The following is a 22,244-nucleotide window of genomic DNA, read 5'->3' as shown; positions in this document are numbered from 1 at the left end:
CTATCTGTAGAGCATAAAATGCAAAATGGGCATTTTCATCGCCCAAAGATGGGATGCAGCAGCGATAATAATTGCCCATAAGGCCAGCGAGAACATGACCGCGGCTAACCTGATTCCCATTGATTGCATTATTTCCTCCATCCCAGATAATCGTCCCTCCTCGGACGATCCATTGCTAGCAGGGCGCAGGTCGATCAGCTATCGCAAGAAATCGCTACTGGATCGCCGGCAGCGTGCTCGGAAAGATGCGATGTTTGGCGATGCGGCGCCCTTTTGCTCTCTCAAACGACAAAGTGGAAGTTGTCGTATTGCGCGCCATAATAGTCAGGGCCGCTCGTTTCGGTGATGACGGGCTCGGTGTCGAGCACGAGATAGTCGATCTGGCCATAGGCGCTGAGATCAATCACCTGCGGGTCATGAATGCTGTCGGCGGTCACGTTGACCGTAACCAAGAACACGGTGTCGCCGTTCAGCCTACCTTCGATCGTCAGAACGTTGTCATAGTCTGATGTGCCATTTGCCACGCTGAATTGCTCGATCTGGAAGGTGCCGCTGTCGGCGGCCTGGATGGGTGTCCAGAAGACGCCGCCTGACAGATAATGGTTGCCGTCGGCTTCCTTTTGTATCGCTGCATCGTCACCATCGTGCCAAGCGCCCCAATCGAAGCCCTTGTAGCCTGTGGGGAAATCATATTTGCCGACATCCTCGAAATTGACGAAGATGTCGCCCCGCTCCGGCAGATCGACAGCGATATTGAGCAAGCCGAAGTCGGTAGCGCCTTTGCCGTCCGAGATCTTGAAATTGAACTGGTCGACGAGTTGATCTCCCGGGCCGAGCGCTGATACCACCGGATTGGAGTGATTGAGTTCATAGGTGTAGTAGCCGTCGGAATAGATGGTCAGCGTGCCGTATTTTCCCTCGATCGTCGTCGTCGTGGCCGGTCCGTCCGGATTGGCCGGTTGCGGAATTCGCTGCCCGTTCACGAAGTTGAGACGCACAAGATCTCCGTCGGCATCCGTGGAACCGTCCAGGATGTTGCCGTCAACCGGCTTATCGATGTCGAAAATGGGTTGGTATACGTCCGCTGCGACCGGCTTGTGGTTTGCCATCTCTACCTCCCGTCTGAAGTTCTGTTTAAACATGCAACCCTATCGGGTGGTTGGCAACGAGATTATGCCGAGCGTCAGATCAATTCAGCCTGTCAAATCCGACAGGCGCAATTTGTCTGCAGCTCAAAATCCAAGTAAAGGGACTGACGCCGGCGTCTATTCCCTTGGAAATGAATATTTATGACCTGTCTTACGCTGATGCCGCTTTGGGGATGCGGTATTTTCTGCCTGTTCAAGCTTTCTATCAATCTAGGCCAGCAGAAATATTTCAGGCAGCGTAATAAATGCCAGGCTCATGCTGACGTCGTCATGACGATAACCGGCATTGATTGCTTCAATGCAGGCCGCCCACTCCGAGCAAGCTTTCGACGGCTTCGTGGTCCTTGGATAGGCCTGCCGGCGTTCCCGCCCAGGCCAGCCGCCCTCGTTCGAGAATGACGACCTGATCGGCGAAATCCAGCGCGCTCTGGATGCGCTGTTCGACAAGCAGAATGGTCATGTCGCCTGACTTGGCGAGATCGGCGAAGGCTGCCATCAGTTCCTCGCAGATAACGGGGGCGAGACCCTCGAGCGGTTCGTCGAGCAGCAGGACCGACGGGCGGCCGAGAATGGTGCGGGCCGTCGAAAGCATCTGCTGTTCGCCGCCGGAGAGTTGGTTGCCGAGGTTGCGGCGGCGCTCCTTTAGGCGCGGGAACAGCGCATAGGCTTCCTCCAGCGCCGCCTTCGGCCGCGCCTTCAAGCCGACGAAAAGGTTCTCTTCGACGGTCAGCGTCGGGAAGACGCAACGTGTCTGTGGCACATAGCCGAGACCCTTGTGCGCGCGTGTTGCGCTTGGTGCTGTTGTGACGTCCGCATCGCCGAGGGTGATGCGGCCCTCGTAGCGTCTGGTCTGGCCGGCGAGCGTTGCCAGCAGCGTCGTCTTGCCCATGCCGTTGCGGCCGAGCACGGCAAGCCTTGCGCCTGCCGGCACTGCGAAGGAAATGCCTTCCAACACTCGCGTCGGCCCGTATCCGGCCGACAGATTTTCGACCTTAAGCGACAGGGCTGGCATTGGCATAACTCCCGAGATAGGCCTCGCGCACACGCGCATCCCTGGTGACATCTTCAGGCCGGCCGTCAAAGATGATCGCGCCGGCCGCCAGCACGATGACACGTTTGGCAAAACGAAAGACAAGATCCATGTCGTGTTCGATCATCAGCACGGCGAGATCGGCGGGCAGATCAGCCAGCGCTTGCTCGATGCGGCCGGTATCGCTTTGCGGGACGCCGGCGGCCGGCTCGTCGAGCAGCAGCACTTTCGGTTTCAGCGCCAGCGCGACGGCAAGTTCGAGAAGCCGCTGCTGCCCATAGGCAATCTCGCTGACCTTGCGATGCATCAGCGGCGTCAGTCCGAGCTTTCCCAGGAGGTCGTCGATCTCGGCCATGACATCGGGCATCGAGAGGAAATTTCCGAACATGTTCCAGGTCTTTCCGTCCCGCTGAAGGACAGCGAGCCCGACATGTTCGGCGGGCGTCATGTCCTGGAAAAGCCGTGTCACCTGAAAGGAGCGGACGAGGCCGCGTTTGACCCTGCCGATCGCATTGACCGCCGTCACCGTTTCGCCGCCAAGGCGGACCTCGCCGGAATCGGGGGGGAGATTGCCGGTGACGAGGTTGACAAAGGTGGTCTTGCCGGCGCCGTTCGGGCCGATCAGCGCGACGCGGTCGCCGGGCGCCATCGCCAGCGAAACATCGTTGGTGACGGCAAGGCCACCGAAGGCTTTCCGGAGATTGGCGACTTCGAAGACATGGCTCATGAGCGCTACTCCCTGCGGCGGTCAATGAAATTTGCGGCCGTTCCGTAAAGCCCTTTCGGCGCGAAGAGCACGACGGCGATCAAGAGCGCACCGACCATGGTCAGCCAGTGGAACGGATTGGCGGCCGAGACATAGTCCTCGAAGAGCATGAAGATGATCGTACCGGAGATCGCCCCGAAGAGAGAGCCGGTGCCGCCGAGCACGAGCATGACCAGCGCCTCCGCCGACTGCGTGAAGGACAGGCTGTCCAGACCGACGACCTGCGTCGAGATCGCGTTCAAGGCGCCGCCGACCCCGGCAACCGCGCCCGAGATCGCGTACATCCTGATGAGCGCGCCCTTCGGCGAACCACCCATGGCGCGGATACGCAACGGGTCCTGCTTGATGGCGCGGCAGAGCATGCCGAAGGGTGAACGCACCAGCAATCTCAGCAACACGAAGACAACAAGCAGCAGCGTCATTCCGAAAAAGAAGGCGGTGCGGCCATAAAGATCGAATTCAAAAAAACCGAGGACCGGGTCGGGCGCGATGCCGGAAAGTCCATCACTGCCTCCTGTCCATGAGGAGGCCTTGTTGGCGAATTCGTGGAAGAGGTGGATGAGGGCAATCGACAGCACGAGCTGCGGCAGGCCATGCGCGCGCAGAATGATCGCGCCGCTGAGCAGCCCGGAAGCTACGCCGCCGGCAATGCCGGCAAGCAGCATCAGCAGCGGATCATTGATGCCGTAATGCGCCGACAGGATGCCGGCGGCATAGGCGCCGGAGCCGAACAGGGCGGCATGGCCGAGCGTCGCAACGCCGCAATAACCGGTCACGAGATCGAGCGAGAGCACGAGCAGCGCGATGGTGATCATCCGCGTCAGAAGCGCGAGATTATCAGGGAAGGCGAAATAGCCGATGGCGGCAACGGCGATGATCACGATGATGCCGGCGAGATCGCGGCTGACATAACCGCGCCGATGCTGGAGACGTCCGTTTTCGTCGTTCAACACAAGCGCCATCTCACTTCGCCCTCCCGGCAAGGCCGCGCGGGAAGACGCAGATGATCGCGATCACGGCAAGATAGAAGAAGAATTCCCCGAACTCCGGCATCAGATAGCGGCCCGTCGTATCGATCGCGCCGAGCAGCAGGCAGGCGATCAGCGCGCCGGGAATGGAGCCGGCGCCGCCGACGGAGACGACGACCAGGAAGGTGACCATGTAGCGCAGCGCATAATAGGGCTCGACCGGCAGGAGTTCGGCACCGACCACGCCGCCGAAGGCGGCAAGCCCGACGGCGATGGCAAAGCTCACCGCATAGATGATCTCGGTGCGCACGCCGAGTGCCGCGGCCATCGCCGCGTCATCCACCGAGGCGCGCAGCTTGACGCCGAAGCTGGTTCTTTCGATCGCGAACCAGAGCGCCAGCGCCACGGCGATGCCGCAGAGGATCGCGAAAAGCCGGTGAACGGGGATCGTGCGAAAGCCGAGATCGGCCGAACCCTGCAGCGCAGCGGCAAGCGGTATGGTCTTCAGTGTTGGTCCCATCAGGTAATTGGCGATGCCGATGATGCAGAAGGTGATGCCGATCGTCATCAGCACCTGGATCAGTTCCGGCGCGCCGTAGATCCGGCGATAGAGGAAGCGCTCGAGAGGGATTGCAATAATGATCGTAGCGACCACGGCAGCGATGATTGCCATGGCATAACCGAGGCCGAGGTCACGTGCTGCATAGGAGGCGATGTAGCCGCCGATCATGGCGAAGGCGCCGTGCGCGAGGTTGACGACGCGCATCAGCCCCATGGTGACGGAAAGGCCGATCGATATCACGAAGAGCACCATGCCATAGGCTAGCGCGTCGACGGCTATGCTGAAGACTGTCTGCATGGAACTACCTGCTTGAATGCGACGGACCTCGGATTCCAAGTCCGCCGCATGTTCTGACGCCGGATGTTACTTTGCCGCCGCCAGGCCCGGATCGCCCTGCTTCTCGAAGGTCTGGACCTCCTTGTTGATGTAGGTCCCGTCGTCGGCCTTGGCGACTTCGCGCAGATAGATGTTCTGCGTGATGTGGCGGCTTTCCGGATCGATCGAAACCGGGCCGCGCGGGCTCACCCAGGCAAGGCCCTTCACCGCATCGACAGCCTTTTCAGCATCCTGCTTGCCGCCCGTCGCCTCGATCATCTTGTAGATGACATACATGCCGTCATAGGCGCTGACTGCCGGGAAGGAGAGTTCGGCCTTGTTGCCGATCGCCTTGGCGGCCGCCTCGACGAAAGCCTTGTTCTCGGGAGAATCGTGCGACACGGCATAGTGGAAGGTCGTCTGGATGCCGAGTGCGGCGTCACCCAGCGCCGGCAGGTCGGATTCCTGCGTCAGGTCGCCCGGCGCGAAGAACTTGATGCCGGCAGCCTTCAGACCGTTTTCGTTGTAAGCCTTGACGAAGCCGAGCGTCGTCGGTCCCGACGGCAGGAAGGCGAAGACGCCCTCAGCGCCGGAATCCTTGATGCGCTGCATGATCGGGCTGAAATCGTTGGTCGCGAGCGGCATGCGGATCGCCTCGACCACCTGGCCGCCGGCCTTTTCGAAGCCGGTCTTGAAGGCATTCTCGGCGTCGACGCCCGGGCCGTAATCGCTGACGACCGAGATCACCTTCTTGACGCCGGCGTCGAAGGCGACTTTTGCGATCGGCGTCGAGGTCTGCCAAGTCGTGAACGACGTGCGCACAACAAGCGGGCTCTTGGTGACGATTGCCGAGGTCGCGGCGTTCATGACGACCATCGGCACATTGCCCTGCTTCAGGATCGGCGTCACCGCCATGGCATCGGGGGTGAAATAGAAGCCGGCGAGATACTGGACCTTTTCCTTGACGATCAGTTCCTGGGCAAGCGCCTTGGATTGGGCAGGATCGGCCTGCGGCACGTCGCGATAGACGATCTCGACGGTGTCGTTGCCGACCTTGCTGCCATTGGCCGCCATATAGGCGTCGATGCCGGCCTTGAAGTTCTTGCCCTGAAGCGCGAATGGACCGGAGAACGGGCCGATGACGCCAACCTTGATCGTGTCGGCATAGGCGCTCGTGCCCATGACGATGGCCGCAGCGGCGGCCAGAAACAACTTCCTCATTTTCTCTCTCCCTTTTCGGCGTACTCCGGCGCCGTATTGAACTTCATGTTAGCTTCTCATGCGAAATGGTGATGTAAAATGAAATAAATCCCCAAATACATGATTTCCTGGTTATGGTTCTGCGTCCCGAACGCCTGGTGTTCACCGCGGCGCAGCCTTCATCCGCAATCCTTCAGAACGGCAACCCCACATAATTTTCGGCAAGGACAGTCGAGGCGGCGCGGGAATGCGTGAGATAGTCGAGCTCGGCCTCCTGAATCCTCTGATCGAAATCACCGGTATCGGGGAAACGATGCATCATCGTCGTCATCCACCAGGAAAACCGCACGGACTTCCACACGCGGGCAAGTGCAACCTGCGAATAGGCGTCGATGCCATGCTCCGAGCCTTCGCGGTAATGCTCGATCAGCCCGGAGAAAAGGTAGTGGACGTCGCTGGCCGCAAGGTTCAGCCCCTTGGCGCCGGTCGGCGGCACGATATGGGCGGCGTCGCCGACTAAGAAAAGTCGGCCGAAACGCATCGGCTCGGCGACGAAGGAGCGTAACGGCGCGATCGATTTCTCGAAGGACGGCGCGGTTTTCAACGCCTCGGCGTGGTGCGCCGGCAGACGCCGCCTCAGCTCGTCCCAGAAGCGGTCGTCGCTCCAGTCCTCGACCTTCTCGTCGAGCGGGCATTGGATATAATAGCGGCTGCGCGTCGCCGAACGCATCGAACAGAGCGCAAAGCCCCTCGGATGGTTGGCGTAGATCAGTTCGTGGCTGACCGGCGCCACGTCGGCAAGCAGGCCCAGCCAGCCGAAGGGATAGACCTTCTCGAAACTTCGGATCGCAGCTTCGGGGACGGCCTTGCGGCTTGCGCCATGAAAGCCGTCGCAGCCGGCGATAAAATCGCAATCGATACGCCTGGCAGCGCCGTCCTTTGTATAGGTAACGAAAGGAGAGCGGCCGTCGAAATCATACGGTGTGACATCGGCGGCATCGTAGATTGACAGGGCGCCGCTTGCTTCGCGCCGCTCCATCAGGTCGCGCGTCACCTCGGTCTGGCCGTAGACGGTGACGCGCCTGCCGCCGGTGAGTTCATGCAGATCGATGCGATGGTCGCGTCCGTCGAAAGCGAGTGAGAAGCCATCATGCGGCAGGCCTTCGGCGTGCAGCCTGGCGCCTGCTTTGGCCTGGTCCAGCAGCCCGACGGTGCCTTCCTCCAAAACGCCGGCGCGTACCCGGCCGAGGATGTAATCCTTGTTGACGCGATCGAGAATGACATTGTCGATGCCGGCTTCGGTCAGAAGCTGACCGAGCAGCAAGCCGGATGGTCCCGAACCGATGATGGCGACCTGAGTTCGCAAATGCTTCCTCCCTCGCATTTCTTGCGTTTTGTCAGATTCTGCCGCGCCGACCGGGTCGCCACAATGGACATTCCAGCCTAAAAATTGCACTAATCGAACATTGGCGCGGGAGAGAGCCGATGAGCAGACATATACCGACCTACGAACTCTACGGCGAAAACGTCGGACGATCGCCGGAGTTTTGGTTGCATTGCGAAACAATTCGCTCGCGTAGCAGCCTGCATCAATGGGAAATCCGACTGCACCGCCACGAGAGCTTCTTTCAGATATTGTACATCGAAGCCGGTTCGGGCGATGCGATCTTCGGCGAGAGGAGCCATGCCATCCGGCCGCCGGCGGTAATTACGGTTCCCCCGGGGTTCAATCACGGCTTTCGTTTTTCACGCGATATCGACGGTCTTGTCGTCACCATATTGCGATCCCATCTCAGCCATCCACCGGGCGAGCGGAGCCATCTCGGCGAATGGCTGGCGACGCCGCATCTGACGCCGCTCGATCCTGATAATGCCGAGGCTGCCCATGTGATGCAGACTTTGCGAAGGCTGGGCGACGAGTTCGAAAATCGCCGCAGCGGCCGCAACGAGGTCTTGGCAGCCTACGTCGGTTTGGCGCTGCGGCTGACGGCGCGGATCTCTCATGAGGGGAATTCTGGGGAGCTTGCGTCAAACGAAAACGAGCGACGGATGGACATGCTGGGCGAGCTCATTCAGCAGCATTTTCGATCCCACAAGCCGGCATCCTTCTATGCCAGGGAGCTCGGGGTCTCGCCGACGCACCTTACCCGGATCGTCCGGTCGATGACCGGCAGCACGCCGCACGAGCTGATCGCCGCCAAACTGGTCGAGGAGGCGAAGCGTCAGCTTGTCTTCACGCTCGGCAGCGTTCAGGAGATCGGATTCCGCCTCGGCTTTGCCGACCCCGCCTATTTCTCGCGCTTCTTCCTGAAATATGCCGGCGAAACGCCTCGGGTCTGGCGCCTGACGGAAAAGGCCCGACTCGACCGAGCATAAGGTTTTGGCATCCGGTGACGCCGCATTCGCGGCGTACGTCACCGATGTCTCACGCCGCCGGCCATGTCCAGTTCCGTACCTCCGGCATGTCCTCGCCGTGTTCCCTGACATAATCGTGATGCTCGGCAAGCTTGTCGCGGAAGGCGGCAAGCGCATCCGTCGCCTTTTCCTTCAGGCCCGGTACGCGCTCGATCGCTTCGATCGCGAGATGGTAACGATCGAGCTCATTGAGGACGGTCATGTCGAAGGGCGTTGTCGTCGTGCCCTCTTCGATGAAGCCGCGGACGTGGATGTTCTCGTGGTTGGTGCGCTTATAGGTCAGGCGGTGAATGAGATAGGGATAACCGTGATAGGCGAAAATCACCGGCTTGTCCGGAGTGAAGATGGCGTCGAAGGCCTCGTCGGTCAGACCGTGCGGATGCTGGTCCCTGGATTGCAGCGCCAAGAGATCGACGACGTTGACGGTGCGGATCTTCAGCGCCGGCACGGATTTGCGCAACAGGTCGACGGCGGCAAGCGTCTCCATCGTCGGCACGTCGCCGGCGCAGGCCATGACGAGGTCGGGGGCGACGGCGTCTTCCTCGTTGCTTGCCCAGTGCCAGACGCCGATGCCGACCTCGCAATGTTTCGCCGCCTCGTCCATCGAAAGCCATTGCGGTTCTGGCTGCTTACCGGCGACGATGACGTTGATGCGGTCATAGGTGCGCAGGCAATGGTCGCCGACCCAGAGCAGGGTATTGGCATCCGGCGGCAGATAGATGCGGACTATATCGGCCTTCTTGTTGGCGACGAGATCGACGAAACCGGGATCCTGGTGGCTGAAGCCGTTATGGTCCTGGCGCCAGACATGCGAGGTCAGCAGGTAGTTCAGCGACGAGATCGGTTTTCGCCATTCAAGCTCGCGCGTCACCTTCAGCCATTTGGCGTGCTGGTTGAACATCGAATCGATGATGTGGATGAAGGCCTCGTAGCAGGAGAAGAGGCCGTGGCGGCCGGTCAACAGGTAGCCTTCCAGCCAGCCCTGGCAGAGATGTTCGGAGAGCACCTCCATGACGCGTCCATCGCGGGAGAGATGGATATCATAGGGCTCGATATCCTCCATCCAGACGCGGTCGGTGACCTCGAAGACGCTGCCGAGGCGGTTTGATTCCGTCTCGTCGGGGCCGAAGATCCGGAAATTCGCCGCCGTCGCGTTGCGCTTCATCGTGTCGCGCAAGTAATGGCCGAGAATTTCCGTCGACTGGGCCGCGACGCTGCCGCGCTTGCCGATCTCGACTGCATAGCCGCTTATATCGGGGGTATCGAGTTCCCGGCGCAGCAAACCACCATTGGCATGCGGATTGGCCCCCATGCGGCGTTTGCCGACAGGCGCCAGCGCCCGCAGCTCGGGTTTCAGCCGGCCATCGGCGCCGAACAGGTCCTGCGGCCAGTAGCTGCGCATCCAGTCCTCGAGAATTTTGCGATGGCCGTCATTCTCGCGGCAGTTGGAGACCGGCACCTGATGGGCACGCCAGAAGCCCTCGACCTTCTTGCCGTCGACTTCTTTCGGACCCGTCCAGCCCTTGGGGCTGCGCAGCACGATCATCGGCCAGCGCGGGCAGCCGTCCGGAGCCTTGCCGTCACGGGCCTGGCTCTGGATCTCACGAATGCGGTCGAAGATCCGGTCCAGCGTCGCGGCCATCTGCTGGTGCATGTCGCGCGGCTCATGGCCGTCGACGAAGAAGGGTTCGTAACCGTAGCCTTCGAAGAGGCGGCGGAGATCATCGTCTCCGGCACGGCCGAGAACGGTCGGGTTGGCGATCTTGTAGCCGTTCAGATGCAGGATCGGCAGCACGGCGCCGTCGCGGGCGGGATTGAGGAACTTGTTGGAATGCCAACTCGCCGCCAACGGCCCGGTCTCGGCCTCGCCGTCGCCGACGACACAGGCGACGATCAGGTCGGGATTGTCGAAGGCGGCGCCATAGGCATGGACGAGGGCGTAACCGAGTTCGCCGCCCTCATGGATCGATCCTGGCGTTTCCGGCGCCGCATGGCTCGGTATGCCGCCGGGGAAGGAGAATTGCCGGAAGAGCTTGCGCATGCCTTCGGCATCCTCGGAAATATTGGGGTAGATCTCGCTGTAGGTGCCTTCGAGATAGGTGTTGGCAACCATGCCCGGCCCGCCGTGGCCGGGGCCGCATACATAGATGATGTCGAGATCGCGGGCGCGGATCAGGCGGTTAAGATGGGCATAGATGAAGTTGAGGCCGGGCGTCGTGCCCCAGTGGCCGAGCAGGCGGGGTTTGATGTGTTCCGGTTTCAGCGGCTCGCGCAGCAGCGGATTTTCAAGCAGGTAGATCTGGCCGACCGAGAGATAATTGGCGGCCCGCCAATAGCGGTCGATCTGGGTGAGTTCGGCGTCGGTCAGGGCGGCGGCGGTCGAGACATGCTTTTCCATGGGCTTCTCCCGTTCGAAAACGCGTTCAACGTCAATTCTAGCCGCCGGCGCCGGCGCGCCATTGATCTGGATCAGCCGGCGGCAAGCAGGGACAGCGCCTCGTCGGCGATAACCTGTTCCTCGTCCGTGGCGATGACATGGGCGGTCATGCGGCTTTGCCCGGTGCTGATCGTGAAATCGTTGGCGGTATTGGCCCTTTCGTCGATCGAAAGGCCGAGCCAGGCGAGGTGTTTGGCCACGCCGGCGCGGATCCCCGGCTGATTTTCGCCGATGCCGGCAGTGAAGACGACGGCATCGAGGCCGCCGAGCGTTGCCGCCATGCGGCCGATCTCGCCGGCAATGCGCAGCGTCAAGAGGTCGATTGCCTGGCGCGCCTCCGGCCGGCCGTCCTTCAACAGATCGCGGGTATCGGCGCTGATGCCGGAAACGCCGAGCAGGCCTGAGCGGCGGTAGAGCAGATCCTCGATCTCTCCCAGGGGTTGCTTTCGCTCTCCGGCCAGATACAGGATGACGCCGGGATCGAGCCAGCCTGGGCGCGTCGCCATCGGGATGCCGTCGAGGGTGGAAAAGCCCATGCTGCAATCGCGGCTGATGCCGCCTTCCAGCGCACAGAGGCTGGCGCCGCTGCCGAGATGGGCGACCACAGCCTTGGCCGCCTGCGGCGCCTTGCGGGTAAGTTCACCGGCGATGAACTTATATGAAAGCCCATGGAAACCGTAACGCTTGATGCCCTCGTCATGCAGCGAGCGCGGTATGGCGAGACGGCGAACGAGATCGTCCTGCGTGGCATGGAAGGCGGTGTCGAAGGAGGCCGTCTGGACAAGATGCGGCTTCAGATGCGCCAGCGCGCGGACGAAACGCAGCGCCTGCGGCTGATGCAGGGGCGCTAGCGGCGTCAGTGCATCGATGGCGCCGATTGACGCGGCGTCGAGGGCTATCGCTTTCGTAAAACGGTCGCCGCCATGGACGACGCGGTGGCCGGCAGCGCGGCTGGCGGCCATGTCGAAATGATCGGCGAGACGCGCGAAGGTCTCATCGATGACATCGTGCAGGTCTTCCGTCACCTCGGCCTTCAACGGCATGTCGAATGTCTGCGGCCCCCGGCTCAGTCCGAGTGAAAGCGGTTTGGCGCGGAAATCGATCACGCCCTTGCCGATGCGCCGCGCCTTGGCGCCTTCCATGGCAAAGATGCCGATCTTGACCGTCGAGGAGCCGGCATTGAAGGTCAGAAGCAGGTCGTTCGAGGGCATGTCTTTGCAGACTCCATGCGGTCGTGATGATGGGTCGAACTTAGCGCCGGCGCAGCAGGCGGAAAGGCATCCATTCGTCCGTCGGTTATTTTGCCCCGGTGCAGCCTATCATCTTCTTCGAGTGCGATTGTGACGCGGCATCTTCATCTTCCACCCGCTCCAGGGCTCGAATTCGGCCTTCTGGCCGCTGTTCGGGTTCGTCCTGGTTTGCGGCCTAAGTCTTTAAAGCATAGCGTCAGGCCGTTGAGGCCAGGCTGGCATTGCGATCGCTGATGAAGATGCCCGCCTCGGCGGCGGGCATCGCCTTGCCGAAAAGATAGCCCTGGCCAATGTCGCAGCCGAGCTGCAGCAGGAAGGCGAGCTGGCCATGCTCCTCGACGCCTTCCGCAGTCGTCTTGATATTGAGGCTTCTGCCGAGGCCAAGCATGGCGCGGACGATCTTTTCCTGGCGTTCGTCGTCGCGATAGGTGGCGATGAAGCTTTTGTCGATCTTGATCTTGTCGAAGCGATAGCGGGCGAGCTGGGCGAGGCTCGAATAGCCTGTGCCGAAATCATCGAGGGCGATCTGGATGCCGGCAGCATGCAGTTCTTCGAGAATGACGGCGGCGACAGCGGGATCCTGAATCAGCGCGTTCTCGGTGATCTCCACTTCCAGGCGTTGCGGCGGCAGCCGGGTTGCCGACAGCACCTTGAGGATGCGGGATGTCAAGAGCTTGTCTTCCATCTGGACCGGCGAGACGTTGAAGGACAACATGACATGCGCCGGCCAGGTGAGCGCGTCGCTGCAGGCCTGGGCGAGGAGATCCTCGAACAAGGCGGTGATCATGCCGGTTTCCTCGGCAATGTCGATGAAGACCGGCGGCGAAATGTGGATGCCATCCTCGCCCGTCCAGCGCGCGAGCGCTTCGAAACCGCAGAGCTGGCCGGTCTTCAGGTCGATCAGCGGCTGATAGAACGGCTTGATGTCCTTATTGGCGATTGCGGCGCGCAGCCTGGTTTCCAAGGAGGCGCGCTCGGTTACCTTGTCCTGCATCGAGGTTTCGAAGACGAGAAAATGGTTGGGGCCGCGTGATTTGGCCTCGTACATGGCGAGGTCGGCACGATGGGCGGCATCTTCCAGCGGTTCGGCTCCCTCAGCCCAGCGATCGTAGCCGACGCTGGCGCCGACTTCGACGGCAAAGCCATCGATATGGATCGGCCGGGTCACGGCCTGGATCAGCAGCTTGGCGAAACGCTCCTCCCGCTGCGCCGTCAGGGCAAAGGCGACGATGATGAATTCGTCGCCGCCGAAGCGGTAGACGCAATCGGCATTGCCGAGCGCGCAGATGCGCCTGGCGACTTCGATCAACAACTCGTCACCGCCCTTGTGGCCGACGAGATCGTTGACTTTCTTGAAGCCGTCGAGATCGACGGAAAAGATGGTGACGTTGTCGTCCCATTCCTCGATTTCGGCCTCGTCGTTCTTGATCGGCCGTGCGAGAGCCTTACGCTCGAAGGCGTAGCGGTTCGGCAGCTTGGTCAGGTGATCATGAGTTGCCGTCCAATCGGCCTTCGCCTGAGCGGCGACGCGCAATTCCATTTCCTTGCGCAGATCGGCAATGCGCAGCACCGAGTATATGAAGCTCATGGCGCCGGCGATGCCGAGCCCGAGAACGAGCTTGTCGGCGCCGTACGCGCCGAAATCGGTCATGAATGAAGCGAGGCTGTCGTCGAACCGGAGCAGCGTCCCGAGGAGCCAGAGGGTTATCCCCAAACCGACGATCGACATGCATTGCCGTCCGGCTCTGCTCTGGAAAAACACAGGCATTATGCCTTCTCCATCTCCACCCGCGTCGAGATATCACAAAAGTCTGAAATGTTCGTTGAAACCAGAAGGCGAATTTTCAGAGGGGGAAGTACGCTGCTGCGCCGTCAGGAGCTCGGATAACGCTTGCGATGCAACCAGGATTGGCATCGCAGCTGCTTCACTGATTTCGACCAGAAGGAGAATAATTGCTGCAGGTAGTTGGCACTGCAAAGATCAAGAAGAAGAACGAAGGCGAGCGTGCTGTCGCATGCTCGCCCTTTCTCGTGCTTCAGGCGGTGACGATCAGCAGCGGAACGCTGACGATGAGACCGGCCAGAACCGTGAACGTGGCGACGCGCATGAAACGCAGGCGCCGCGTCCGTTCTCCACTCCAATCATATGTCATTCTTCCATCTCCTTGGGACAAGGAAGTAGTCCCCGTAAAACCGGGTTCAACAGGGATGACGCGATTTGCTTGTGTAAGGCTGGATAAAATGAGGAATCTCTAATGCTGGAAGCGCAGGGACCAGCGGCTGCCGTTGCCGGTCATGCGAAGGATGGCGAGCGGCTCGACGTCGCTCAGCCAGAAGGAGGAGCGCGGCGCCTGAAGCACATGCGCGACCGCCGCCCGGATGACAGCCGCATGGCTGACGGCGATGACGTGACCGCCGAGGGCCGATTGGGTGTCCATCCAGTCGGCGACGCGCTTTCGCAGATCAACAAGGCTCTCGCCGCCGTGCGGTGCTGCCGCCGGCTCGGTCATCCAGGCCATGAGGCTTTCCGGTTCTTCCGCCTCGACCGCCGCGATCGGCCTGCCGGCCCAGCGGCCGTGGTCGCAATCGCGAAGCGCCGGATCTGCCCGGGCTTCGAGGCGTAGCGCCTCGGCGGTCTGGCGGGCGCGCAAGGCAGGGCTCGTGACGATACGATCCGCGCGGGGCAGGGCGGCGATCTTGCGGGCTTCCTCTTCCGCTTTGCCCTCAAGCGGTTCGTCGAGCGGGAAAAGGGCCTTGCGGCTCGCCGCCGTCGCGCCGTGGCAGATCCAGGTGAGGCGCGTATTCACGATCGTTCTGACCTCTCGATACGACTGCAGCAGCCGCGCGTCTGTTCCGGCGCCAAAGGACGCTTTGCCGGCTTGCGAAGTTTCGTTGACAGTCTCTTCAGCGTGCAGCTATAACCGGGCTGTTGCGGGTTTGGAAGCCGGTGGAAATCCGGCGCGGTCGCGCCACTGTGACCAGCGTGTCGAAAGCTCTTCGCGCTGGAAGTCAGACCCTGCCGCACAAGCACTCTTTCGACTGAACGCGTCATTCCGGAGGAATACATGTCTGACACCACTTTCACGCCCGTCGCGGCACCGGCGCCGATCCCCGTCGGCGAAATTCTTCCCTGGGCGATCTTCGGCGGCCTACTGATGCTCATCGCCATCTATTTCGTCGGCACCGAGGAAGGCGCGATGGCGCTGTTCAACGGCATGTATGTGCATGAATTCGTGCACGACGGCCGTCATCTCCTCGGCTTTCCCTGCCACTAAGGGAGTTCCCGACATGGTTGGAAACCTTTTGCTTCGCGGCATGTTCGCGGGCGTGATTGCCGGTATCCTCGTTTTCGCTTTCGCCCATATCTTCGGCGAACCGCTGGTCGATGCGGCGATCGCTTTCGAAGAGGCGAGCGCGCAGGCGGCCGGGCAAGCGGCCGAACCTGAAGTCGTCAGCCGCGCCACGCAGGCCGGTCTCGGCCTCTTCACCGGCGTCATGGCCTACAGCGTTGCCGTCGGCGGGCTTTTTGCCCTCGCTTTTGCTTTCGTGCATGGCCGCTTCAGCGCTCTTTCGGCGCGTGGCACCTCGGCCGCCATCGCCATTGCCGCCTTCGTGGCCATCGTTCTCGTCCCCGGCATCAAATATCCGGCCAATCCGCCGGCGCTCGGCAATCCCGACACGATCGGCGTCAGGACCGAGCTGTTCTTCCTGATGATCGTTGTTTCGGTCGGGGCGCTGATTGCCGCCGTGGCGCTGTCGCGCCGCCTTTCCGAGCGTTTCGGGCTTTGGAACGGCGCGATCGTCGCCGCTCTCGCCTATCTCGTCTTTATCGGCGTCGTGCTTTATCTGCTGCCGCCGATCAACGAAGTGCCGGAGAACTTCTCGGCGATGGTGCTCTGGCGGTTCCGCACGACCTCACTCGGCATGCACGCGATTCTCTGGGCAACGCTCGGCCTTGCTTTCGGAGCGCTGGCGGAAAGACGGCTTGCCCTCAAGAGCGGGCTGCGGCCCGCCTTCCGGTGATCCGGCGCATCGAGGTTGCGGCTTGCTACACCTTCTCCCCAGCGGGGAGAAGGTGGCCCGAAGGGTCGGATGAGGGGGCCACACGGCACGCCCTATATGTTGCCCTTCGCCTGTGCTCAGTGCATTCGCAGCTTTGCTGCTCACCCCCTCATCTGCCTGCCGGCATCCGCCGGGGTCGAGCCACGCGTCTCGACCCGTCCTTCGGACCCCCGCTGGGGAGAAGGGGTATGTGGCGGCGCCGTGTTCCTCTCTCGTCCGTCAGGAGTCCGAGGACAGGAATGAGGCAAGCTGGAGGGATGGCACGCTATCTCTATCGACGGCTTGCCTTTCTCGGTCTCAGCGCATGCTTGCTTCTATTCATTGCCGGAAGCGCCTTTGCTCATAGCCGCAGCGCCGGCGGCAGTCATGCCGGCCTCGAGATCCCGGCCATTTCCCACGGCGAGATGGCGGTCATTGCCGATTACCGCAGCGGGATTATCGCGCTGGCGTCGCGGGCGGTCGATACGAACGAACCGTTCCGCCGCGTCCTGAACTACGCCGAAATCCAGTATTCCTATTGCGTCTGGGGCCGAATGCCGGGCAGCGTCACGGATGAGGAAAGTCCTTTCAACGAATGCGCTCATGCCTATCTCGCGGCGACGAAAGCCGTACTGATGGCGATGCGGGAGATGCCGCGGGAGGCGACCGCGGCGGGTGAAATCATCTCAGCCATCGACATCGACATGGCGCGGCGCGGGCTTGCGCTCATCACCTGCCAGTTCAGCGGCGAGGCCTTCAACACCGCCGACATCGTCAAGCCGAATTGGAGCAGGGTGCCGCTTCATCCTGCCAGTATGGCATCGTTGTCGGGACTGGCTGCCCTGTTCGGTCTTGCTGTCCTTGCGCTTAGAGCCGTCTTGCGGCCGAAGGCTCAGTCGTCGGAATAGCGTTGCTCGCGCCACGGATCGCCATAAATGTGGTAGCCGTTCTTTTCCCAGAACCCGGCCTCGTCGGCGGGCATCAGCTCGACCCGGCGCAGCCATTTGGCGCTTTTCCAGAAGTAGAGATGCGGCACGACGAGGCGCATCGGGCCGCCATGATCCGGCGTCAACGGCAGGCCCTCCCATGAGGTCGCAAGGATCGCGTCCTCGGCGGCGAAATCGGCAAGCGGCAGGTTGGTGGTGTAGCCGTCATAACTCGTCAGCAGGACGTAGGCCGCTTCCGGCTTCGGCGCGGCGAGATCGAGCAGATCCCGCGTCGAAACGCCCTTCCAGTTGTTGTCGTAACGCGACCAAGTGGTGACGCAGTGGATATCGCTGATCCTGGTACTCTGCTCGATTTCCTGGAAGGCGGCCCAGTTGAGGGTGAGCGGCGTTTCGACCAGGCCGCGGACCTCGAGCCGCCAGCTATCGGTGGAGATGACCGGCTGCTGGCCGAGATCGAGCACCGGCCAGTTATTGACGAGGTGCTGGCCGGGCGGCAGGCGCTCGGCTTGCGGACGGCTGACGCGGCCGGTCAGGAATTTGCCCTCCGCCGCCCAGCGGCGCTTGGAACTGGTCAGCTTGCTGTCGGCGGGCGTCTGGTCGTCGCTCATGAGGGGGTCTCCTTGCGTTGCCGCAATAGGACATTCGGCCGACGGGGTGTCAAGTTTCGGCAGACCCTTGGAAATCCCCGTCGGTATCATTAGACTTGGAGCCCGTCGGGCATGCCTTGCTGGGGAGTGGAGGCAGAAAGGGAGGAGCCGGATCTGTCTTCGAGATATCGTGCGATAGCGGCGCTTTTGATGGTGCCGATCGTCATTTTCGCCTTCTTCACCTATGGAAGCGCGATTGCGACTCGCACCTATATAGAGGAGGCCTCGGCGCAGGCAGGAACGGCGCTGCGTCTCGCGGTTTCGGCGCTCAGCGGCCATCTCAACCGCTACGAGGCGCTGCCGGCGCTGATTGCCGATCATGACGACATCAAGGAACTGGTCAGCGCGCCTGACGACATGGCGCTGCGTGATGCTGCCAATCTCTACCTCAAAGAGATCAACGGGCTGTTGAAATCCTCCGACATCTACGTGGTGAAGCCGGACGGGGAGACGATCGCAGCCAGCAATTATGATGGACCGGGAAGCTTCGTCGGGCAGAATTTCAACTATCGGCCCTATTTCCAAGAGGCGATCGAAGGCCGGCAGGCGCGGTTTTATGCGCTCGGCACCACCTCGCTGAAACGCGGCTATTATTTCTCGGCGCCGATCAGGGTCGAGGCGGACATTCGCGGCGTCATCGTCTTCAAGGTCGATATCGACATGATCGAATCCTCCTGGAGCGGCGGGGAGTACAAGATTTTCGTCTCCGATCCGGAGGGTATCATCTTCATGTCGGGCAGTCCGGAATGGCTCTACGGGACGATCCTGCCGCTGACGGCCGACCGCATCGCCCGTACGGAAGCCTCGCGGCGTTATGCCAATGCCAGGCTGACAGCGCTGCCGGTGACGCGTCACCGCTTCGAACAGCACGAGTTGATGACGCTGGCAAGCGACCGGGGTGCGAGCGAATATCTCGTGCTGTCGCATTACATGCCGGCCGAGGACTGGACGGTGAACGTGCTGATGGAAACGAGCTCCATCCGGGCTCAGGCGCGCACCGCACTGGTCGCCGTCTTCCTCATCCTCTGCATCGCCGCGCTTGCTGTCGCCGTGCTTCGCCAGCGGCGGGCGCGCCTTGCCGAGCGCATGCAGATGCAGGCCGAGGCGCGCGGCGAGCTGGAGCGACGGGTAGAGGAGCGCACCGCCGATCTTGCCCGCGTCAACAGCCGCATCGAGGAGGAGATCTCGGAACGGCGGCTGACCGAACAGCAGCTACGTCAGACCCAGGCCGATCTGATCCAGGCCGGCAAGCTTGCCGGGCTCGGACAAATGTCGGCGGCTCTTTCGCATGAGTTCAACCAGCCGCTGGCCGCCGCCAAGACCTATACGGACAGCGCTACGGTGCTGATCGACCGCGGGCGAATGGAGGAGGCGCGCGACAATATAAGGCGCATCGGCGGGCTGATCGACCGGATGGCCTCGATCAGCAGGCACCTGCGCAACTTCGCCCGCAAGCCGAACGAGAAGCTCGGGCCGGTCCCTCTCGACGAAGCGATGCGTGATACGCTGGAAATCGTCGCATGGCGGCTGAAAGCGGCGGACGCCGAGCTTCGGCTCGATCTGGGGACACGGCCGCCGGTCGTGCGCGCCGGATCGGTGCGTCTGCAGCAGGTGTTGGTGAATGTGATCTCCAATGCCGCTGACGCGGTGGAAGGGCTGGATGACAGGCGCATCGAGGTTTCGGCTTTCGAGGAGGCCGGCAAGGTGGTGCTGACGGTGCGCGACCATGGGCCGGGTGTGCCGGCGGCGATCGCCGAGCGCATCTTCGATCCGTTCTTCACGACGAAGGGCGTCGGCAAGGGGCTCGGGCTGGGACTTTCGATCTCCTACAACATCGTCAAGGATTTCGGCGGCAGCCTGGCCGCCGCCAATCATCCCGAAGGGGGCGCGGTGTTCCGCATCGAGCTGCAGTCGGCGGCTGGGCTGATGCCGGAGGCGGCAGAATGAACGAAGCGAAGATCCTGCTTGTCGACGACGAAGAAGAGTTGCGCCGGTCGACGGCGCAGGCGCTGGAGCTTTCCGGCTTCAGCGTCGAGACCTTTTCGAATGGCGATCAGGTGCTGGAGCTGATCGGCTACAGCTTTCCCGGGGTCGTCGTCAGCGATATCCGCATGCCCGGTATCGACGGTATGACGCTGATGCAGAAGATCCGCGAGGTCGATCCGGAGGTGCCGGTCATTCTCGTCACCGGCCATGGCGATGTGCAGCTCGCTGTGAAGGCGATGCGGGAGGGCGCCTATGATTTCATCGAGAAGCCGTTCACGGCGGAGATGCTTGCCGGCGTCATTCGCCGGGCGATGGAGCGGCGCGGCCTCGTGCTCGAAAACCGGCTGCTGAAGGCGGTCGCCGGCAAACGCGACGATATCGAGGCGCGGCTGCCGGGACGCACTCAGGTGATGGTGGATCTGCGCTACCGCATCCGTGCGATCGGGGCGAGCGATGCCGATACGCTTATTGTCGGCGAGACCGGCGCCGGCAAGGAAGTGGTGGCCCGCGCGCTTCACGACATCAGCGCCCGGGCAAGTCGGCCGTTCATTGCGATCAATTGCGCTGCGCTGCCGGCAAACCTCATCGAGAGCGAGCTTTTCGGTCACGAGCCCGGCGCCTTTCCGGGAGCGGTCAGGCCGCGTTACGGAAAATTCGAGCACGGGCGCGGCGGCACCATTCTGCTCGACGAGATCGGCTCCATGCCCTTTGACCTGCAGGCGAAGTTCCTGCGGGTGCTGCAGGAACGGGTGATTTCCAGGCTCGGATCGAATGAGATCGTGCCGCTCGACGTCCGCTTCATCGCGACGAGCAAGGTCGATCTCGAGGCGGAGGTGGCAGCCGGCCGCTTTCGCGCCGATCTGCTCTACCGACTGAACGTCGCGACGCTGCACGTGCCGTCGCTGTCGCAGCGGCGGGCGGACGTTCCGCTGCTTTTCCTGCAGCTGGTGCGGGAGGCCGCCGCCCGCTACGGCCGCGACGAGCTCACCGTGCCGCCGGAGGTGATCTCCGACATTGCTCAGCGCGACTGGCCCGGCAATGTCCGCGAATTGAGGAACGCCGCCGACCGTCTGGTCCTCGGTCTCGACAATGGCGGGCGGCAGGCCGAGGAGGCGACCGGCCTTGCAGAACGCGTCGCCGAATTCGAGCGGGGCGTCATCGCCAGCGCACTGGTCGCGCATGGCGGCAGCCTCCGGCCGGTCTATGAATCGCTCGGCATTTCCCGCAAGACCCTCTACGAAAAGATGCAGAAATACGGCCTCGACAAGCGGATGCTGATTACCGACGGCTGATCCTGCAGCACGGCGATGGGTGGATTTCCACCCATCGCAACAGCCGTTTGTTTCGGAATCGACCCATGCTGCACCGCACTGTCCCAGAATCCTCTTGTCGAGGCGGTGGCGATGATTGCGGCTCGATTTTTCCGGGCGGCAAATAGGACATCGTCGGCGCGGAGGATGTGCCGGCGGCTTTGCTTGTTTCATCAGGGAGGAAACGATGAAAATCCTGAAGGCCATGCTCGGCCTGACCGCGGCTGCCGCGGTCTCTCTTCTCGCCGGCGCCGCTTCGGCGCAGACCTATCCCGAGCGCACCATCACCATGGTCGTCCCCTTCGCGGCCGGTGGTCCGACCGATACCGTCGCACGCCTCGTCGCTGAATCCATGTCGAAGGATCTCGGCCAGCAGATCGTCGTGGAGAACGTCGGCGGCGCCGGCGGCACGCTCGGCGCCGGCCGGGTGGCGAACGCCGATCCCGATGGATACACCATTCTCCTGCACCATATCGGCATGGCGACCAGCGCCACGCTCTACCGCAAGCTCGCCTATGACACGCTCGGCGACTTCGACTATGTCGGCCTCGTCACCGAGGTGCCGATGACAATCGTCGCCCGCAAGGACTTCGAGCCGGCCGACCTCAAGGGCTTGATCGACTACGTCAAGGCCAACAAGGACAAGGTGACGGTCGCCAATGCCGGCATCGGCGCCGCTTCGCATCTCTGCGGCATGATGTTCATGAGCGCCATCCAGACCCAGCTGACGACCGTTCCCTACAAGGGCACCGGTCCTGCGATGACCGATCTTCTCGGCGGCCAGGTGGATATCATGTGCGACCAGACGACCAATACGACGAAGCAAATAACGGGCGGCACGATCAAGGCCTATGCCGTGACCTCGCCCAAGCGCCTCGACGTGATGAAGGACATTCCGACGGCGGTCGAAGCCGGCCTGCCGGGCTTCGAAGTCGGCATCTGGCACGGCATCTATACCCCGAAGGGCACACCGGCCGAGATCAACGAACGGCTGTCGAAGTCGCTGCAGGTCGCGCTGAAGGATCCGAATGTCGGCGCCCGCTTCGCCGAACTGGGCACGACGCCGTCCTCCGATGCCGATGCGACGCCGGCTGCGTTGAAGGCCAAGCTCGAAAGCGAGATCGCCCGCTGGAAGCCGGTGATCGAAGCTGCTGGCGAATATGCCGACTGAGGATTATCCTCGTGCGGACATGCTGCGCGAGCCCCTCACCCTAACCCTCTC

Annotated in this window: 19 protein-coding genes; 7 read left to right on the top strand and 12 right to left on the bottom strand. The window is 62.1% G+C overall.

Annotated elements, in window-relative coordinates:
* Positions 1 to 281: 281 nt before the first annotated feature.
* The 7 genes from K6M89_RS09880 to pobA form a co-directional block, all read right to left on the bottom strand.
* Positions 282 to 1,109 (bottom strand): cadherin-like domain-containing protein, encoded by an 828-nt coding sequence (locus K6M89_RS09880; RefSeq protein WP_222139319.1) that lies wholly within the window; start codon positions 1,107 to 1,109, stop codon positions 282 to 284.
* A gap of 334 nt (positions 1,110 to 1,443) precedes the next feature.
* Complete coding sequence (locus K6M89_RS09875) at positions 1,444 to 2,160, bottom strand: ABC transporter ATP-binding protein (protein ID WP_222139318.1); 717 nt, start codon at positions 2,158 to 2,160, stop codon at positions 1,444 to 1,446.
* Positions 2,141 to 2,905: an ABC transporter ATP-binding protein gene (locus K6M89_RS09870; RefSeq protein WP_077990433.1), complete on the bottom strand. Its 765-nt coding sequence runs from the start codon at positions 2,903 to 2,905 to the stop codon at positions 2,141 to 2,143. Before K6M89_RS09870 ends, K6M89_RS09875 begins: the two co-directional genes overlap by 20 nt.
* Before the next feature lie 5 nt (positions 2,906 to 2,910).
* A complete protein-coding gene (locus K6M89_RS09865) occupies positions 2,911 to 3,906 on the bottom strand; it encodes a branched-chain amino acid ABC transporter permease (RefSeq protein ID WP_222139317.1) in 996 nt (331 codons plus the stop codon).
* A gap of 1 nt (position 3,907) precedes the next feature.
* Complete coding sequence (locus tag K6M89_RS09860) at positions 3,908 to 4,771, bottom strand: branched-chain amino acid ABC transporter permease (RefSeq protein WP_222139316.1); 864 nt, start codon at positions 4,769 to 4,771, stop codon at positions 3,908 to 3,910.
* A gap of 66 nt (positions 4,772 to 4,837) precedes the next feature.
* Entirely contained in the window at positions 4,838 to 6,010 is a 1,173-nt protein-coding gene (locus K6M89_RS09855) for an ABC transporter substrate-binding protein (RefSeq protein ID WP_097583849.1), read from the bottom strand.
* 172 nt (positions 6,011 to 6,182) lie between these two features.
* Positions 6,183 to 7,355 carry a 4-hydroxybenzoate 3-monooxygenase gene (pobA, locus tag K6M89_RS09850; protein ID WP_222139315.1) on the bottom strand — a complete coding sequence of 391 codons (1,173 nt, stop codon included), beginning with the start codon at positions 7,353 to 7,355 and terminating at the stop codon, positions 6,183 to 6,185.
* A 119-nt stretch (positions 7,356 to 7,474) separates the two neighbouring features.
* Here pobA and K6M89_RS09845 point away from each other — a divergent pair, with 119 nt between their 5' ends.
* Complete coding sequence (locus K6M89_RS09845; RefSeq protein WP_222139314.1) at positions 7,475 to 8,365, top strand: helix-turn-helix domain-containing protein; 891 nt, start codon at positions 7,475 to 7,477, stop codon at positions 8,363 to 8,365.
* A 49-nt stretch (positions 8,366 to 8,414) separates the two neighbouring features.
* Here K6M89_RS09845 and K6M89_RS09840 read toward each other — a convergent pair whose 3' ends face one another.
* The 4 genes from K6M89_RS09840 to K6M89_RS09825 form a co-directional block, all read right to left on the bottom strand.
* Entirely contained in the window at positions 8,415 to 10,802 is a 2,388-nt protein-coding gene (locus K6M89_RS09840) for a phosphoketolase family protein (RefSeq protein ID WP_222139313.1), read from the bottom strand.
* 71 nt (positions 10,803 to 10,873) lie between these two features.
* Positions 10,874 to 12,052 (bottom strand): acetate/propionate family kinase, encoded by a 1,179-nt coding sequence (locus K6M89_RS09835; RefSeq protein WP_222139312.1) that lies wholly within the window; start codon positions 12,050 to 12,052, stop codon positions 10,874 to 10,876.
* 235 nt (positions 12,053 to 12,287) lie between these two features.
* On the bottom strand, positions 12,288 to 13,859 hold the full coding sequence (locus tag K6M89_RS09830; protein WP_222139311.1) for a putative bifunctional diguanylate cyclase/phosphodiesterase: 1,572 nt from the start codon (positions 13,857 to 13,859) through the stop codon (positions 12,288 to 12,290).
* A 484-nt stretch (positions 13,860 to 14,343) separates the two neighbouring features.
* Positions 14,344 to 14,898: a histidine phosphatase family protein gene (locus K6M89_RS09825; RefSeq protein ID WP_222139310.1), complete on the bottom strand. Its 555-nt coding sequence runs from the start codon at positions 14,896 to 14,898 to the stop codon at positions 14,344 to 14,346.
* A 258-nt stretch (positions 14,899 to 15,156) separates the two neighbouring features.
* On the opposite strand from K6M89_RS09825, the gene K6M89_RS09820 reads away from it, so the two are divergent.
* From K6M89_RS09820 to K6M89_RS09810, 3 genes are all read left to right on the top strand, one after another.
* Positions 15,157 to 15,366, top strand: a complete 210-nt coding sequence (locus K6M89_RS09820) for a CbtB domain-containing protein (RefSeq protein WP_010060821.1) — start codon at positions 15,157 to 15,159, stop codon at positions 15,364 to 15,366.
* 13 nt (positions 15,367 to 15,379) lie between these two features.
* Positions 15,380 to 16,114, top strand: coding sequence for a CbtA family protein (locus tag K6M89_RS09815; protein ID WP_222139309.1), 735 nt, complete (start codon positions 15,380 to 15,382; stop codon positions 16,112 to 16,114).
* A gap of 296 nt (positions 16,115 to 16,410) precedes the next feature.
* A complete protein-coding gene (locus K6M89_RS09810) occupies positions 16,411 to 17,040 on the top strand; it encodes a hypothetical protein (protein ID WP_222139308.1) in 630 nt (209 codons plus the stop codon).
* Here the strand turns inward: K6M89_RS09810 and K6M89_RS09805 are convergent.
* On the bottom strand, positions 17,025 to 17,687 hold the full coding sequence (locus K6M89_RS09805) for a sulfite oxidase-like oxidoreductase (RefSeq protein WP_222139307.1): 663 nt from the start codon (positions 17,685 to 17,687) through the stop codon (positions 17,025 to 17,027). The genes K6M89_RS09810 and K6M89_RS09805 overlap by 16 nt on opposite strands.
* A 111-nt stretch (positions 17,688 to 17,798) precedes the next feature.
* Here K6M89_RS09805 and K6M89_RS09800 point away from each other — a divergent pair, with 111 nt between their 5' ends.
* The 3 genes from K6M89_RS09800 (at position 17,799) to K6M89_RS09790 (ending at position 22,193) form a co-directional block, all read left to right on the top strand.
* Positions 17,799 to 19,673, top strand: coding sequence for a sensor histidine kinase (locus tag K6M89_RS09800; RefSeq protein WP_281428474.1), 1,875 nt, complete (start codon positions 17,799 to 17,801; stop codon positions 19,671 to 19,673).
* Positions 19,670 to 21,004, top strand: a complete 1,335-nt coding sequence (locus K6M89_RS09795) for a sigma-54-dependent transcriptional regulator (protein ID WP_222139305.1) — start codon at positions 19,670 to 19,672, stop codon at positions 21,002 to 21,004. The genes K6M89_RS09800 and K6M89_RS09795 overlap by 4 nt, the downstream gene beginning before the upstream one ends.
* 205 nt (positions 21,005 to 21,209) lie before the next feature.
* Positions 21,210 to 22,193, top strand: a complete 984-nt coding sequence (locus tag K6M89_RS09790; protein ID WP_222139304.1) for a tripartite tricarboxylate transporter substrate-binding protein — start codon at positions 21,210 to 21,212, stop codon at positions 22,191 to 22,193.
* The last annotated feature ends 51 nt before the right edge of the window (positions 22,194 to 22,244 follow it).

The sequence above is a fragment of the Rhizobium croatiense genome (assembly GCF_019793465.1).
Classification (GTDB): domain Bacteria; phylum Pseudomonadota; class Alphaproteobacteria; order Rhizobiales; family Rhizobiaceae; genus Rhizobium; species Rhizobium croatiense.
The sequence above is the reverse complement of the archived record's forward strand: the minus strand, read 5'-3'. Positions and strand labels throughout refer to the sequence as shown.

What these genes read in the sequence shown, in the direction of transcription:
- K6M89_RS09880 (WP_222139319.1), bottom strand. Translation starts at nt 1,109, where the DNA reads ATGGCAAACCACAAGCCGGTCGCAGCGGACGTATACCAACCCATTTTC.
- K6M89_RS09875 (WP_222139318.1), bottom strand. Translation starts at nt 2,160, where the DNA reads ATGCCAGCCCTGTCGCTTAAGGTCGAAAATCTGTCGGCCGGATACGGG.
- K6M89_RS09870 (WP_077990433.1), bottom strand. Translation starts at nt 2,905, where the DNA reads ATGAGCCATGTCTTCGAAGTCGCCAATCTCCGGAAAGCCTTCGGTGGC.
- K6M89_RS09865 (WP_222139317.1), bottom strand. Translation starts at nt 3,906, where the DNA reads ATGGCGCTTGTGTTGAACGACGAAAACGGACGTCTCCAGCATCGGCGC.
- K6M89_RS09860 (WP_222139316.1), bottom strand. Translation starts at nt 4,771, where the DNA reads ATGCAGACAGTCTTCAGCATAGCCGTCGACGCGCTAGCCTATGGCATG.
- K6M89_RS09855 (WP_097583849.1), bottom strand. Translation starts at nt 6,010, where the DNA reads ATGAGGAAGTTGTTTCTGGCCGCCGCTGCGGCCATCGTCATGGGCACG.
- K6M89_RS09845 (WP_222139314.1), top strand. Translation starts at nt 7,475, where the DNA reads ATGAGCAGACATATACCGACCTACGAACTCTACGGCGAAAACGTCGGA.
- K6M89_RS09840 (WP_222139313.1), bottom strand. Translation starts at nt 10,802, where the DNA reads ATGGAAAAGCATGTCTCGACCGCCGCCGCCCTGACCGACGCCGAACTC.
- K6M89_RS09835 (WP_222139312.1), bottom strand. Translation starts at nt 12,052, where the DNA reads ATGCCCTCGAACGACCTGCTTCTGACCTTCAATGCCGGCTCCTCGACG.
- K6M89_RS09830 (WP_222139311.1), bottom strand. Translation starts at nt 13,859, where the DNA reads ATGCCTGTGTTTTTCCAGAGCAGAGCCGGACGGCAATGCATGTCGATC.
- K6M89_RS09820 (WP_010060821.1), top strand. Translation starts at nt 15,157, where the DNA reads ATGTCTGACACCACTTTCACGCCCGTCGCGGCACCGGCGCCGATCCCC.
- K6M89_RS09815 (WP_222139309.1), top strand. Translation starts at nt 15,380, where the DNA reads ATGGTTGGAAACCTTTTGCTTCGCGGCATGTTCGCGGGCGTGATTGCC.
- K6M89_RS09810 (WP_222139308.1), top strand. Translation starts at nt 16,411, where the DNA reads ATGGCACGCTATCTCTATCGACGGCTTGCCTTTCTCGGTCTCAGCGCA.
- K6M89_RS09805 (WP_222139307.1), bottom strand. Translation starts at nt 17,687, where the DNA reads ATGAGCGACGACCAGACGCCCGCCGACAGCAAGCTGACCAGTTCCAAG.
- K6M89_RS09800 (WP_281428474.1), top strand. Translation starts at nt 17,799, where the DNA reads ATGCCTTGCTGGGGAGTGGAGGCAGAAAGGGAGGAGCCGGATCTGTCT.
- K6M89_RS09795 (WP_222139305.1), top strand. Translation starts at nt 19,670, where the DNA reads ATGAACGAAGCGAAGATCCTGCTTGTCGACGACGAAGAAGAGTTGCGC.
- K6M89_RS09790 (WP_222139304.1), top strand. Translation starts at nt 21,210, where the DNA reads ATGAAAATCCTGAAGGCCATGCTCGGCCTGACCGCGGCTGCCGCGGTC.